The organism is Arthrobacter sp. B1I2 (genome assembly GCF_030816485.1).
GTDB lineage: Bacteria > Actinomycetota > Actinomycetes > Actinomycetales > Micrococcaceae > Arthrobacter.
Map to the genome: position 1 here is coordinate 1260616 of NZ_JAUSYC010000001.1, position 13844 is coordinate 1274459.

General features: G+C 67.1%; 10 protein-coding genes and 1 pseudogene. 6 read left to right on the forward strand and 5 right to left on the reverse strand.

Translation table 11 applies throughout. The features are described 5' to 3' along the window. Nucleotides 1-31: 31 nt before the first annotated feature. The gene (locus QFZ57_RS05920) at nucleotides 32-682 is read right to left on the reverse strand and encodes a hypothetical protein (protein ID WP_306898710.1); all 651 of its coding nucleotides are present in this window, start codon (nucleotides 680-682) and stop codon (nucleotides 32-34) included. Between the two features lie 195 nt (nucleotides 683-877). Here QFZ57_RS05920 and QFZ57_RS05925 point away from each other — a divergent pair, with 195 nt between their 5' ends. Continuing rightward, nucleotides 878-1246 carry a YchJ family protein gene (locus QFZ57_RS05925; RefSeq protein ID WP_306901541.1) on the forward strand — a complete coding sequence of 123 codons (369 nt, stop codon included), beginning with the start codon at nucleotides 878-880 and terminating at the stop codon, nucleotides 1244-1246. Here QFZ57_RS05925 and QFZ57_RS05930 read toward each other — a convergent pair whose 3' ends face one another. The 3 genes from QFZ57_RS05930 to QFZ57_RS05940 form a co-directional block, all read right to left on the reverse strand. Next, entirely contained in the window at nucleotides 1247-2098 is an 852-nt protein-coding gene (locus QFZ57_RS05930) for a TIGR04086 family membrane protein (RefSeq protein ID WP_306898711.1), read from the reverse strand. It lies immediately after the preceding gene. 64 nt (nucleotides 2099-2162) lie between these two features. After that, nucleotides 2163-4163: an acyl-CoA dehydrogenase family protein gene (locus tag QFZ57_RS05935; RefSeq protein WP_306898714.1), complete on the reverse strand. Its 2001-nt coding sequence runs from the start codon at nucleotides 4161-4163 to the stop codon at nucleotides 2163-2165. Nucleotides 4164-4223: 60 nt separating this feature from the next. Then, nucleotides 4224-4526, reverse strand: a complete 303-nt coding sequence (locus tag QFZ57_RS05940; RefSeq protein WP_306629507.1) for a hypothetical protein — start codon at nucleotides 4524-4526, stop codon at nucleotides 4224-4226. A gap of 257 nt (nucleotides 4527-4783) precedes the next feature. Between QFZ57_RS05940 and QFZ57_RS05945 the strand changes: the two genes are divergently transcribed. The 3 genes and pseudogenes from QFZ57_RS05945 to QFZ57_RS05955 all read left to right on the forward strand — a co-directional run bounded on the left by QFZ57_RS05945 (nucleotide 4784) and on the right by QFZ57_RS05955 (nucleotide 10732). After that, a complete protein-coding gene (locus QFZ57_RS05945; protein WP_306898717.1) occupies nucleotides 4784-6241 on the forward strand; it encodes a DUF3375 family protein in 1458 nt (485 codons plus the stop codon). Then, a pseudogene (locus QFZ57_RS05950) lies at nucleotides 6234-7031 on the forward strand (DUF4194 domain-containing protein); the annotation flags it as partial. The gene QFZ57_RS05945 and the pseudogene QFZ57_RS05950, both read left to right, overlap by 8 nt. A gap of 221 nt (nucleotides 7032-7252) precedes the next feature. Then, nucleotides 7253-10732 (forward strand): ATP-binding protein, encoded by a 3480-nt coding sequence (locus QFZ57_RS05955; RefSeq protein WP_306898718.1) that lies wholly within the window; start codon nucleotides 7253-7255, stop codon nucleotides 10730-10732. Between the two features lie 24 nt (nucleotides 10733-10756). On the opposite strand, the gene QFZ57_RS05960 is transcribed toward QFZ57_RS05955, so the two are convergent. Then, nucleotides 10757-11251 carry an FBP domain-containing protein gene (locus QFZ57_RS05960; protein ID WP_306898720.1) on the reverse strand — a complete coding sequence of 165 codons (495 nt, stop codon included), beginning with the start codon at nucleotides 11249-11251 and terminating at the stop codon, nucleotides 10757-10759. A 373-nt stretch (nucleotides 11252-11624) separates the two neighbouring features. Here QFZ57_RS05960 and QFZ57_RS05965 point away from each other — a divergent pair, with 373 nt between their 5' ends. Continuing rightward, nucleotides 11625-12713: an iron-siderophore ABC transporter substrate-binding protein gene (locus QFZ57_RS05965; protein ID WP_306898722.1), complete on the forward strand. Its 1089-nt coding sequence runs from the start codon at nucleotides 11625-11627 to the stop codon at nucleotides 12711-12713. Between the two features lie 10 nt (nucleotides 12714-12723). After that, on the forward strand, nucleotides 12724-13806 hold the full coding sequence (locus tag QFZ57_RS05970; RefSeq protein ID WP_306898724.1) for a FecCD family ABC transporter permease: 1083 nt from the start codon (nucleotides 12724-12726) through the stop codon (nucleotides 13804-13806). Nucleotides 13807-13844 lie beyond the last annotated feature (38 nt).

The window sequence follows — 13844 nt, forward strand, 5'->3', positions numbered from 1 at the left end:
GCTAGCCCAGATGGTTGCTCAGGGTAAGGGTTTAACCATTCTCCTGCGCGTGCTCCCTGAGCACCTGCTGCGGACCGGACAGGGAAACGAGGGACCCAGTGTCCAGCGGCGGCACCGGATGCGGCGGCTGGGGTTTCTTGAAGGACCGCGGCATTTCATGCGGTGGCCGGTGGTTGTGCAGGGCGGACTCCACCAGAGGGGCTACTTCGGACACCTTGTCGGCAGGCACGGCGGGGTCCGGAAGGTCCCGCACCGACAGTTTGATCTCCGGCGCAGCTGCCCGTGCCCTGGCCTCGGCGCGCCTGTCGGCCTCGGCAACGGCAGAGGCCCAGTCTTCGGCGAGGACCGGGGGCTCGTGGCGTACGGCGGCAACCTTCGGGTGGCGTACGACGGCGGTGCGGAGCGACTCTTTCAGCCGGCCCGGCTTGGCTGCGGCGGCACGTTCCCGGAGCGGCTTTCGGGACTGGGTTGGCTTAGCGGGTGCGCCGGCAGGACGAACGGAATCACTCCTGCCTGGAACGCGCCCGAACAAGGCCATCAGCACGATGGCGGTAAGGCGCCCCAGGCCCGCGAGGACCACGGTGATGGCGCCGAGCAGGAAGAGGACCAGGAACATGAGGAGAGCCACGCCCACTGTCCCCAGGAAGGTGAGGTTGAGGACGAGAGTGTCCGGGTTCTCCACGTTTCCTCTCCTCTCCGGCCGATATCCTGGGGGCCGCGTCCGGCACCCAGTGCCGGGGGCAAGCTCCTTCTCCACCATACGGATTTTTGTCCAGCCATGCCGCCGTGGGCACGGCAGGGTCCGAGGTTGTAGCGAAGCTGTTACCCGATGTGACAGCATCGCCGGGTGACCGAATCAATTGAGTCCGCGAACTGCATGTGCCTGTCCGGGGAGCCGTATGCGGCGTGCTGCGGCCGGTTCCATTCCGGCCGGGCGGAGGCCGCAACGGCGGAACAGTTGATGCGGTCCCGGTATACCGCGTTTGCGCGGCTGGATGAGGGCTATCTGCTGCGCACGCACCATCCATCCACCGCACCGGCCACCCTGGACCTGGACCCCGCCATGGAGTGGCGCCGCCTGGACATCGTGGCCACCAGCGGCGGCGGACCTTTCGACACCGCAGGCACGGTCGAGTTCAAGGCCTTTTACCGGCACGGCAAGGAGCGCGGCGTCCTGCACGAGAACAGCAGGTTTGTCAGGGAGGACGGCCGCTGGCTGTATGTGGATGGCGACATCCTCGCCTGACTACTCCTCGTCGTCGTAAAACTCGCTGTCCGGCGTAAAGCCGGCGCGGTCAACCTTGCGGTGGAACCGCATGCCGGCCAGGCCGCCCAGCACTGCGCCCACCAGGGCCACGGCGGCAACGACGATCGCCGCGATGATGCTGGTGGTGGTCAGCTGTCCCTCATTAATGGGGATGCGCGGGAAGCTGTTCAGGTTGGCCAGGACATTGAACTGCTGTCCCGCCACGAGTCCGAGGATTGCGATCACGATCGCGGCGACCAGAGCCCAGATCCACACCATGAGCCCCTGCTTGGCGCCGTTGAAGCGGGCCATCCGGCCGGCCACGTAGCCGCCGCAGTAGTAGGAGAGGAACAGGATCACCAGCAGCACGATGATGCCCACCAGCCCAACCGTCCCGCTGTTCTGCGAGGCCTGGTTCACGGCCTCGTTGACGTCGGTGTTGCTGGCAAGGCCCACTGCGGTCCCCGCGGCTGCCACGAATGCGGTCAGCAGGACTGCCATGCCGGTGGCGGTCAGCCAGCCAAAGAATGCCGAGCCTACTTTGATGCCGCCGAACCGCTCCTTCTGGCGCGCGACGGCGGTCTCGCGGTTTGCCAGCGTGGGATCCACCCGGGGGGCCGCAGCGGTTGGCGCGGGAGTGTATTCCCGCTCCGCGCTGGGCGGGGCGGCTTCGTACTGCCGCTCCGTTCTGGGGTTTGGGTTGTAGCCCCGTTCCCCGGAGCGGGCCGGTGCCTGGTCCATCGAGCGCGTGGCGGCATCGTCCGCGGCTCCTGTACGGTAGCTTCCGCTGCGGGTTTCATCCTCCCGGGCGCGGCGGGGAGGCAGGTTCTCTGGGTCCGTTGAGCTGCTCATGGTTCAACTCAACCACCCACCCGGAGTGATAGCAAGCGTGCTTACTATTTTGTGACCTGCGGTTTTACCGGTATTTCCGGTGCAGGTCCTCCTTCGTTGACGGACCGGGCGTTGCATCGGCGATCCATGGGCCGGTGCCTTCGGACTGGTCCAGGACGCCCGCCTCCAGCCAGGTGTAGTCACCGGCAAGGACCTTGCGGGTAAGGGCATGGTCGGCGTCGTCGGTATTGCGCCACAGCTGGTCGAAGTACTCATCTACCCGCACCTTGGCCTGCTCGCAGTAGGCGTCGGCGAGCTCGTAGGCGCCGGCGGCCCTTTCGGGGGCAGTCTTCAGGAGCATCTCCGCCCGGGAGCAGCAGGCGGTCATGGCGAAAAGTTCGGCACCGATGTCCACTACCCTGCCCAGGAACGCCTGCTTGCGCTCCAGCTTGGCCTGCCACCGGCCCATGCCGTAGAAGGTCTGCCGCGCCAGCCGCCGCGACGAGCGTTCAACGAACCGGAGGTGTTTGGCCAGCCTGCCGAACTCACCATAGGAGCGGGGGTCCATGCCGGCGCCGGCCACCAGCTTGGGCAGCCATTTTGCGTAGAAGCCGGAGGCGCCGACGGCGGCCTTCGCTTTGTCGGACAGGCTCGCATCCAGGGAAGCCAGGTCGCCCGCGGCGGCCAGGTGCGCATCCACCGCTTCCCGGGCAATCAGCAGCCGCATGATTTCGGAAGACCCCTCGAAGATCCTGTTGATCCTCAGGTCACGCAGCTGCTGCTCGGCCGGCACCGCGCGTTCCCCGCGGGCAGCCAGCGACTCGGCCGTCTCAAAGCCGCGTCCGCCCCGGATCTGGACCAGTTCGTCGGCGATCCGGCAGCTGATCTCCGTGGCCCAGAGCTTGGCGAGTGCGGCCTCGATGCGGACGTCCTTCTGCCCGGCATCGGCAAGTTCGGCGGAGAGTTCGAACACGGCGTCCAGGGCAAATGCGGAGGCGGCGATGAAGGCGATCTTCTTGCCCACGGCTTCGTGTTCACCCACGGGCCTGCCCCACTGGGTGCGGGCATTGGACCATTCGCGGGCGATCTTCAGGCTCCAGCGCCCGGAGGCCACGCACAGCGCCGGCAGCGCCAGTCGGCCGGTGTTGAGTGTGGTCAGTGCGATCTTCAGGCCCTGGCCCTCGCGCCCCAGCCGGTTGGCGGCGGGCACCCGCACCTGGTGGAAGCGGGTTACCCCGTTCTCGATGCCGCGCAGGCCCATGAAGGCGTTGCGGTTTTCCACGGTGATGCCCGGCGAGTCCATCTCCACCACGAACGCGCTGATCCCGCCCTTGTGCGTGGTGCCGTCCTTATCCGTGTGCGCCGGGACCACCGCCATGGCCACCACCAGTTCCGCGATCACCCCGTTGGTGGTCCAAAGCTTCACGCCGTCCAAAAGGTACGCGTCGCCGTCGTCCGTGGGCGTCGCCGTGCTGCCCAGCCGGGCGGGGTCGCTGCCCACATCCGGCTCCGTGAGGAGGAACGCGGTGACGGCGCCGGCGGCGCACCGGGGCAGGTACTCGCGCTTTTGTTCGGGCGTGCCGAACACTTTGACCGGTTCCGGCACGCCGATGGACTGGTGGGCGGAGATGAGGGCGCCCAGGCTGGGGTGCACGCTGCCCAGCAGTGCCAGGGCGCGGCCGTAGTACACCAGCGAGAGCCCCAGGCCGCCGTATTCCTCCGGGATTTTCATGCCGAAGACGCCCAGGTCCGCCAGGCCCCTGATGTAGCCGTCGGGAATTTTCGCGTCCCGTTCGATCACCTGCCCGGACATGGTTTTCGCGAACTCCGTGAGGCGGGCCATGAACTCCTCGCCCTTGTCCACCGAAACGGGGTCCGCGGTGGGCCAGGGATGGACCAGGCTGAGGTCGAAACTGCCCAGGTAGAGGCCCTTGGCGAAGCTGGGGCGGTCCCAGCCGGACTCCCGGGCGGCTTCAGCGACTGCGCGGGCATCTTCGGCGGTAGCCCCGGCGCCGATGTTGCCGGCCGGGACGGGGGTTTCTTCAGCCGGGGCGTCTTTGGCCTGGCTGTCAGTTGCGGAGGTCATGGGTTATCTCCTTGGCCGATTGGCCGGTGTAGCCATGGATCCGCCGGGTTGGAGAACCCTTCAGCTGTCCCTCAAGATTACCCGCGGGTAGGTTCCGGTACTAGGGGACGTTTGCCCCTGGAAATCGCCGGGGAGGTCCATGGCCCCGGCCCGGCGGACCAGCCTGTCCCAACCCGAGTTGATCCCGTGGACCACCGCCAATAGCGTATTGGCCACCACCATCCAGGTGAGCTTGCCGGCGCCCAGCACCACCAGTGCAACCAGGCCCGCCGTCAGGACAAATGCGGCCAGGACCGCGGCACATCCCAGCGTCCCGATGAAGACCAAGGTGGCTGTTTCCACTGCGCTTAAATCGAACTGCATGTATCCCCCTGCTGCTACGTTGCTTTGCGAAAGACTGCTGTGGCGAAGACCAGTAGCAGAAGCGTAGGGGGACAGCCGGGCGGCCAGCCATAGACGGATGGGGCAGAAGTGACTGTTGATACTGGATTGAAACATTACCGGCAGGTAGGTCACGGAGCGGTCGCGGCTGCTGCGTTAACCTTGTAGTTGGCAGTTTCCCGGTCCGTCCTCGTTGGACCGCCGCTGCCCAGCCCCCGCCAACAGCCCAAGGAGAGTGTGTGCCCCGCTCAGCCAGGTCTTCCGCTGACGCCATCAGCGCCCGGCTCAGGGACCTCGAACTCCTTACCAAGGGACCCGCCTGGGCTTTGACGCGCTCGGCGCCCTGGGTGATTGCGGTGCTCCAGGCATCCTTCACCCGCATCCGGCCGCAGGTGCCTCTGGAGGAATTCCACGCCGACGTCGACTCCTTCCTTGAGGAGCTTCGTCGCCAGGATCCCGGGCTGGGAGGAGGGGCCAATGGAAAGGCGTTTGGTGATGAGTGGACGCGCCGGCAGTTCCTCACCCGCCGGAACCAGTCAGGCCGGATCGTGTACGAGGCCACCGAGCCGGCCGCGCGTGTGCTCGCCTTCCTGGACAGCCTTTCCAGTGAGCGGTCAACCCTCAACGGTTCCCGTTTGGGCACCCTCCTGGGCGACGTGGAAAAGCTCGCCAACGAGACCAACCCGGACCAAAGCGCCCGCCTCGAAGCCCTCGAGGAGGAAATCGAAGAGCGGCAGCAGCTGATCCAGGACATCAGCACCGGCGAGTTCGACGGCCTGCTCGATGACGATGAAGCCGTTGAAGCTGCCGGAAACATCCTGGACCTTGCCGCCAGCCTCCCCGCGGACTACAAGAAGATGCGTGACCGGATCGAGGAACTGGTGGGCGAACTGCGCAACCAGATCATCGAGGAGTCGTTGACCAAGGGCGCCACCATGGCCCAGGTCCTGGAGGCGGACAAGAGACTCCGCCAAAGCCCCGAGGGCAGGACGTTCCGGTCCTTCACCGCGTTCCTGGAGGATCCGCAGCAGCAGCTGAGGTTCCGGTCCGCTATCGGGGAGGTGCTGAGCCGCCAGTTCGCGGACGACCTCTCACCCGAGGACCGGGAAACACTGAAGAACCTGGTGGCCGAGCTCCGCCAGCAGCACAGCCAGATCCAGCGCATCTACGGCAAGCTCAGCGAAAGCCTCAACACCTACGTCCAAAGCGACGACTTCCGCCAGTCGGTCCGGCTCCGGCAGGTCCTGCGCGAAGCCGAGCAGGCCATCCGCTCCCTCCCGTACGAGCGCGAACGCCCCGGCCTGGTTCCCGGCCCCGTCCTGTACAACGCCGGATTCGAGTCACTGTCCATGGTGAAGCTCTTCGACCCCGACGAGTTCGCGGCACCGCCCCGCCTGGCCGACCCCATCGCCTTCACCGACTCGGACCGCGTGCGCTCGCCGAGGACCGGCAAGGCCAAACCCCAGGTGGTCCGGTCCGCCATGGCAGGGGCTGCAACGCTTGCCGACGCCTGGCAGCAGCTGCCGCCCGAAGAGCAGCACATCAACACCATCCGCGCCCTCCTCTCGGAAGCCCTGCACGCAGGGGCGGACTTCAACCGCGGCGCCTGGGATGGCCTGGACTACGAACAAATAGATGGCTCCACCCGCACGGCCTACCTGCCGGTGGTCACGCTCGCAAAGGATTCAGATGACTGAGGTTTCACAAGAAAACGGGCTTGCGGGGCGGGACGAGCCCCAACACGAACCGGAGACCCCGGTGACAGCAAGCGAGCGTCCCTTCACCGTGTCCCCCCGCGATACGTTCGTCGACGGTGCTGCCCTGTTCCCCGGCGACACGGGGGTTCTCTCCATGAAAGTGCGCCAGGCCCTGGTGAAGCTCCTCAAAGGCCCGTACATCGACGGCGGCCGGGATGAAAAGCTCTGGACGGTGCTGCTGGACAACCAGGTGATCCTCCGCAGCCGCCTTTCCGAGCTGTTCCTTACGTTGCAGCTGGACCATGAGCGGAAGATCGCGGTCCTTCGCCCCGTGGACCCGGAGGTGATCGGCGGCAGCGCACGCTCCAGCATCCTGCGCCAGCAGCGCGCCCTCAGCCGGGTGGAGACCATTGTGCTGCTCCGCCTTCGGCTGCTGCTGGACCGGCACGTCACGGCCCAGACGGACGCAACCATCACCCGTGAGGAAATCACGGACCTGGTGGCGCACTACCAGCCCGCCGGCCAGCAGGACGCCCTCCGTGACTCGGACGTGGTGACCCGCGCCATCACCAAGCTCCTGGCCCGCCAACTCCTGCTCCCAACCGGACTGGACGACGTCTACACGATCTCCAACGCCCTGCCCCTGGCCCTGCCGTTCGAAAACATCGGCGACATCCCTGCCCACATAGAGGCCCTGGTAGCAGCCTCGGCAGACCCCACCGGCACCGAGGCAATGCTTGACCTGGACGCAGAAACAGGTGAGGACGACGACGCCGATGCCGCCCCCGCCCCTTCCCCGGGCGACATCCGTCCTGCGGACGATGCGCCCGGCTCCGGAAGGCCCGATGCCACTCCCGGGGCGGCATCGGCGTCGTCTCACTCGGGTGCTGGCAGTAGCGACGACGGTGGGGACATGCGGCAGCATGCGTCTAAGCGAGGAACGAGCGAGCATGCAGAGCATGTGCCCGCTGGCGGCGCGGTAGGTAACCACGGCGAATCGGAGACAGCCAAGTGACCATCGCAACCATGCTCCCGTTGGGTGACGTGACGAACCCTGGCCAGATGCGGCTTGCGCTGGTGCAGGTGGTGAACTGGGGGACGTTCCATGGGGCGCACACGATGCATGTGGACCGGAACGGAACCCTGCTGACGGGCAACTCGGGCGTGGGCAAGTCGACGCTGTTCGATGCCATGCTGCGGGTTTTCGATGCGCGGCCGCGGTCCAATGAGGCGGCGGCGCAGCGGTCGGGTGGTGCCGTGGAGGATAAGCGGACCACGTTCACGTACATGCGCGGCAAGGTGGGGGACAAAGCCGTAGGGGAGGGGTCGGCGAGTGCGTTCCAGCGCCCGGGTGCCACGTGGTCCGCCGTCGCCCTGACGTTCGATAACGCCGCCGGCACGCGGGTGACGGTGTCCGCACTGTTCGACCTGCCCAAGAACGGCACGGAGTCGAGCGTGGGCCGGTTCTACTTGATCGACAACGTGCCCCTGGACCTTGAGGCTGTTGAACGGATCGCCGACAAGCGCTTCACCAAGGGCGCGCTGGAGTCTGTCTTCCCGCATACCCAGGTGTTCGACGTGCACAAGGCGTTCGCCGAGCGGTTCCGCCGGCTGCTGGGGATCAACTCGGACCAGGCCCTGCCCCTGCTGCGCGTGATCCAGGCCGGCAAGGGGCTGGGCGGCAGCGTCAACACCTTCTTCCGTGACCAGGTCCTTGACGCGCCGGCCACGCTCGCCGCCGCGGACGATGTGGTGGAGGAGTTCAGCAACCTGATGTCCATCCGGCAGCGGCTGGAGGATGTCCGGCAGCAGCGCGACCAGCTGGCCCCGGTCCCCGGGCTGAACAGGGAGTATGCGCAGTCGCTGCTGGATGCCAACCGGCTCCGGGAGCCGGTGGGCGGGGAGTTCGAGGCCTACAAGCAGCAGCTCGCCGTCACGGTCCACCAGAAGACGCTGGCCCGGTTCCGCGAGCTGGCCCAGGCCAAGGCCAAGGAGCTTGGCGCCGAGCGTGTGGTCCGTGACAGCCTTGCCAAGGAACTGCGGCAGCTGGAAACCGACTACAACAACCAGGGCGGCAACGCGATCTCGGCGATTGAGCAGTCGCTGGAGAACGCCCGGGTGGGCCTGAAACTCCGGCAGCAGGTTGAGGAGGCAGCGCAGCAGGCACTGGCCGACGCCGGGCTGCAGCTTGAGTGGAGCGCCGCCGGCTGGGAGCAGGCACACGAGCAGGCCGCGGCCCGGTCCGCCGAGCTGCAGGATGATTCGCAGGCCCTGCAGGAGCTGCGGTTCGAGGCGTTCGACGCGCACGCCACCCGCAAACGCGAGCTCGCGGCTGCCGAGCAGGAGCTCGTGTCGTTGAAGACGCGCAAATCCCTGCTGCCGCCGTCGAGCATTGAAAACCGGGCCGCGATTGCCGCCGCAACCGGCATTCCTGAGGACCGGATGCCTTTCGCCGGCGAACTCATGGACCTCGCCGAAGGGGAGGAGCGGTGGCGTCCCGCGGCCGAGCGTGCGCTCCGCAGCCTGGCCACCACCCTGCTGGTCCCGGGCGAGCACTTCGACGCAGTCACCCGGTACCTCAACGGCCACAACGTCCGCGGCGCGTTGCGGGCAGTGGACGTTTCCAAGCCGCTCGCCGGCGGTGCGCTCGCCGTGGAGGACGTGCGCGACGGCGACCTGCTCACCAAGCTGGACATCCTCGCCTCGGGCGCAGCCGCCGAAGCCGGGGAATGGGTCCGCGAACGGATCGCCCTCGATTTCGCGTACCCCTGCGTGGAGGACCCGGACGAGCTGGCCGCCCTGGACAAGGGCCTGAGCCTGGGCGGCGTGGTAAAGCGCAACCGGCACACGGTGGAAAAGGACGACCGCTTCACCAGCCGGCAGGACTACGTCCTGGGCTTCGACAACGCCGCCAAGTTGGAACTCGTGGCCGGGCAGGTGGAGGATCTCCGGCAGGAAGTGGCCAAGGCCGCCGAACTGGCGCAAAGCCGCGAGGACTCGCACCAGGGCATGAGCCGGCAGCTTGACGCGCTGCGGCGGATCGCCGAAGACGACCGCCCCTGGGAACAGGTATCCGCTGCGGTTGCCGCCGACGAGCTCACCCGGATCGAGCAGCGGCTCAAGGACGCCCTCGCCGCGCAGGCCGACCTGGAACCGCTCCGCGCCACCATCGAGGAGGTGCGGCAGAAGCACCAGTCCAGCACCGAGTCCGCCGCGGTCCTGCAAAGCGAATACAAGGCCCTGGACCGCCAGCTGACTGCTGCCGACTCCCTGCTGGAAGCCGCCCGTGACCGCCTGGCCCAGGCGCCGCCGTCGGACGCTACTGTCACGGCGCTGGAACCGCACTTCGCGGAGTTCGGCGACGTGACCGAGATGCATGAGCTGGACAACCTGGCCAACCGGGTCCGGACCGCCCTGCTGGGCGAACTGCACACCGCTGAATCACGGGGACAGGGCACGGCGGAGCGGCTCACCCGCATCTTCGAAGGCTTCGTACGGGAATGGGGCAGCGCCATCTCGGCGGACCACGGCACCAGCATCGGCGCGGCCAGCGAATTCGAGGCCCGCTACCACGCGATCGTGAACGACGGCCTGCCCGCGCAGGAGGCGGAGTTCCGGCAGTTCTTCAACCAGCGCACGCACGAGTCCTTCAGCACCCTGCTGCACCTGCTGGACGAGGAACGCCGCTCCATCACCAGCCGCATCCTGCCGCTCAACGGCATCCTGTCGCAGGTGAACTTCCATGAGGGAAGCTACCTGGAACTGGACATCAAGCAGACGCTGCCGCCCACCGCCAAGCAGTTCAAGGACGCCATCCAGAACGCGTTGAAGGCCCGCCACACGCGGCCGGCGAAGGCGGAGGGCGGCTGGGCAGACGGTTCCGGCACGGACAGGGACGACGACGGCGAGCTCACCGCCCGCTACAAGTCCCTGGAAACCCTGGTCAAGCGGCTTGGCTCCCAGGCCCCCGAGGACCGGCGGTGGCGGGCCGAGGTGCTGGACGTGCGCGGGCACCTCTTCATCCAGTGCAAGGAACACCGGGAGGTCGCCGGTCGGGCTGCAGGCAAGAAGGGCGGTGCCAAGAAGACCGAAGTCTTCATGCACGCGGACACCGGCTCCATGTCCGGCGGCGAGCGGCAGCGCTTCACCGCGTTCATTATGGCCGCTGCCCTGAGCTACCAGTTGGGGATCGCTGAGCAGGGCTTCACCACCTACGGCACGGTGATGATGGATGAGGCCTTCGTGCTCGCCTCCGAGGAGTTTGCCGGTGCCGGGATCAAGGCGCTGCACGAATTCGGCTTCCAGCTGCTGCTGGCTGCCCCGGAAAACGTGATCGACCTGTCCCGGCACCTGGGCTCCGTCACCGAGATCCTGCGCGACCGGCGCACCAACCGCTCGGGAGTCCTCACCGCGCCCGTCATCCGTCCCCGCCCGGGGGAAGCGCGAGCCTGGCGCTCGGAGGCGAACCCGGTGGACATCGTCCTGCGGTAACCGCCGCTACCCGGACGTGCAGTCCTATTTGGACCGCACGCGGGCCAGGAACTGCGCCGTGCGGTCCTGCAGGCCCTGGATCTGGCGTTCCACGACGGCGGCCGGATCCGGATTGATCTCGTTGGCCGGCGGCTCCTTGCGGACGTTGCCGCAGCACAGAAAGTCGGCGCAGATCAGCGTGCCGACGGTGTTGCCGTCCCGGCCTGGCTGGCCTGCCCGCTTGGCAACCCAGAGGAGCACGTCCTCCTTTGAGAACACGTCACGGCACAGTTCGCACAGCACGGAGCGGTTCTTCCGGGCGCCGCCTTCCGGCGCCCGGAGCAGGATTCCCATGAGGCCCTTGGCTGCCGGAACCACCAGGTAACCGCGCAGCGGCATCTTTTCATCGCGCCACCCCAGGAACTCCAGGCTGTCCCAGTTGAGGGAGCCGAAGTTCCGGGGCAGGGTGAGCTTTGCAGCCTCTGAGCGGCTGGCGTTGACGAAGGATGAACGGATTTGTTGAGGCGTGACTGATTGCATGGCTGAACTTTCGTAAAAGGGTGGGCGGCCCGGAGCCAGGCCAAGGGTAACGAAGGGAGTCAGTCAGTCTCCGCGGAGCAGGCCAAAGCGGCCACCCCGCTCTCCGCGGCAGCGGCGGTCGGAAAAGACCTTCTGCATGCTCATTGTTCCCGTTGCCCTGTTCCTGTTCAGCGTTTCCCTGTTCAGCGTTCCGGTGAAGCCACCGCCGGACCGGCAAGGCCATCCTGCCAAATGAGGGCCCGGCTGTCCAAGCACGGGCCCAGGCTGTGCCCTTCGTCACAAAAGAAGAATTAAGCGACAAAAGCGTTGCGTAATGGTGATTTACATAGGTTAGCCTTACTTAAGTTTTCATCAGCCCGAACCAAGGAGCCCCGTGACGTCCCCCCTCTTTCCCGGCCCTGTCTCCACCCGCCGGACACTTTTTTCCTCTGCCGGGAAGGCGACAGCGGTGCTGGCCGCGGCAGCCTTGACGCTCTCCGCCTGCAGCACGGGCCCGGCCTCCTCCGCGGCGGACGCAACCAGTTCCAGCAGCAGCGCCCAGTTCCCGGTCACAATCGAGCATGTATACGGGCAAACGACCATTGAGAAGCAGCCCACGCGGGTGGCAACGGTGTCGTGGGTGAATGATGACGTCGCCATCGCCCTGGGCGTAGTCCCGGTGGGTGTCCCCAAGAACGAGTGGGGTGGCAACGACAAGGGGTCCACCCCCTGGAAGGACGCGGCCCTCGACAAGCTGGGCGCCGGGTTCGGTTCGGCCAAGGCCCCGGTCCAGTACTCGGAGGCGGACGGCATCAACTTCACCGAAATCGCCAAGCTCAGCCCTGACGTCATCCTCGCCGCCTACTCAGGCCTCACCGAGGAGGACTACAAGAAGCTCAGCGGGATCGCGCCCGTGGTAGCGCACCCGGACGTGGCCTACGGAACCTCCTGGCAGGACTCCACCACCATCGTCGGCAAGGCCCTGGGCAAGGAAACAAGGGCCGCCAAGCTGGTCTCCGACACCGAGGCCACCGTCAAGGACAAGGTCTCGCAGTACCCGCAGATCCAGGGCAAGAGCTTCATCTACGGCAACCTGGAGCCGGCCAAGGGTGACGGGGTGAACGTCTATACCGCCAACGACAACCGTCCCCGCTTCCTCACCGAAATCGGCATGACCCTCGCCCCGGTGGTTGCGGACAACTCCAAGGGCTCCAAGGAGTTCTACATCCCGTGGTCCGCTGAGAAGGCAAACGAGCTGCAGTCGGACATCTTCGTCACCTGGGTCCCCGACGCTTCCACGGCGGACGCCATCAAGAAGGATCCGTTGCTCTCCCAGATCCCGGCCATCAAGAACGGCGCCCTGGTTGCCGACTCGGACAACACCCTGACCCTGTCCATCTCGGCGTCATCACCGCTGAGCCTGCCGTGGTCCCTGGACACGTTCCTGCCCCAGCTGGCCGGCGCAGCGGATGCAGTGAAGTAGGCCCACCTTCATGAGTACGACGGCGGCACGTCCGGCAGCGGGGAGGGGCACCCAGGTGCCGGCCAAGGCACTTGGTGGCCCCCTCCGCGGTGATGCGTCCGGAACGAAGCGTGCGGCCTGGCTGTCCGCCGCCGTCGTCGTGCTGGTGCTGGTGGCCGGGGCATCCCTGGCCGTGGGGGCCCGGGACGTTCCCCTGGGCGCTGTCTGGCAGGCCCTCACCGCATTTGACCCGACGAACGGTGACCATGCCGTGGTCCATGCGCGGATCCCCCGCACTGCCCTGGGCCTGCTGGCCGGCGGCGCGCTGGGCCTGGCCGGGGCCGCGATGCAGGGTGTTGCCCGCAACCCGCTGGCCGATCCTGGCATCATTGGTGTCAACGCCGGAGCGGCCCTGGCCGTGGTCACCGGCATCTACGTTTTCGGCGTCGCCAGCTTTTCCGGCTACGTCTGGTTCGCCTTCATCGGGGCTGCCGCTGCCGCCGTCGTGGCGTACCTCGTTGCCTCGCTGGGCCGGGAGGGGGCCACCCCGGTGAAACTGGCGCTGGCGGGAGCCGCGCTCAGCGCCGGTCTGTCCTCACTCATGAACGTCGTCCTGGTCTCCAGCCAGGACACCCTGGACCGGTTCCGCTTCTGGCAGGTGGGAGGCATCGCGGGCCGTGACTGGTCCGTGCTCCTTCCCGGCCTGCCGTTCCTGGCCGCCGGCGCGCTCATCGTGCTGCTGGCCGGCCGAACCCTTAACAGCCTGGCCCTGGGGGACGACATCGCCCGGGGACTTGGCCAGCGGGTTGGGCTGTCCCGTGCCGTGGTGGCCCTGGGCATCGTCCTGCTGTGTGGCACGGCCACCGCTCTGGCGGGACCTATCGGCTTCGTGGGCCTGGTCATCCCGCACGCCGTCCGCTTCCTCACCGGCCCCGACTACCGCTGGATCCTGCCCTTTTCCCTGGTGGCGGCTCCAGTGCTGCTCCTGGGCGCCGACATCATTGGCCGCGTCGTGCTGCTTCCCGGCGAAGTTCCGGCCGGCATCATGACTGCCCTCGTCGGCGCGCCGGTGTTTGTCTGGCTGATCCGCCGCGGAAAGGGGGCCGGCCTGTGACCCTCCTCAACTCCCGAGTTGCTCCATCAGATATGGCT

What these genes read in the sequence shown, in the direction of transcription:
- QFZ57_RS05970 (WP_306898724.1), top strand. Translation starts at nt 12,724, where the DNA reads ATGAGTACGACGGCGGCACGTCCGGCAGCGGGGAGGGGCACCCAGGTG.
- QFZ57_RS05960 (WP_306898720.1), bottom strand. Translation starts at nt 11,251, where the DNA reads ATGCAATCAGTCACGCCTCAACAAATCCGTTCATCCTTCGTCAACGCC.
- QFZ57_RS05925 (WP_306901541.1), top strand. Translation starts at nt 878, where the DNA reads ATGTGCCTGTCCGGGGAGCCGTATGCGGCGTGCTGCGGCCGGTTCCAT.
- QFZ57_RS05930 (WP_306898711.1), bottom strand. Translation starts at nt 2,098, where the DNA reads ATGAGCAGCTCAACGGACCCAGAGAACCTGCCTCCCCGCCGCGCCCGG.
- QFZ57_RS05935 (WP_306898714.1), bottom strand. Translation starts at nt 4,163, where the DNA reads ATGACCTCCGCAACTGACAGCCAGGCCAAAGACGCCCCGGCTGAAGAA.
- QFZ57_RS05940 (WP_306629507.1), bottom strand. Translation starts at nt 4,526, where the DNA reads ATGCAGTTCGATTTAAGCGCAGTGGAAACAGCCACCTTGGTCTTCATC.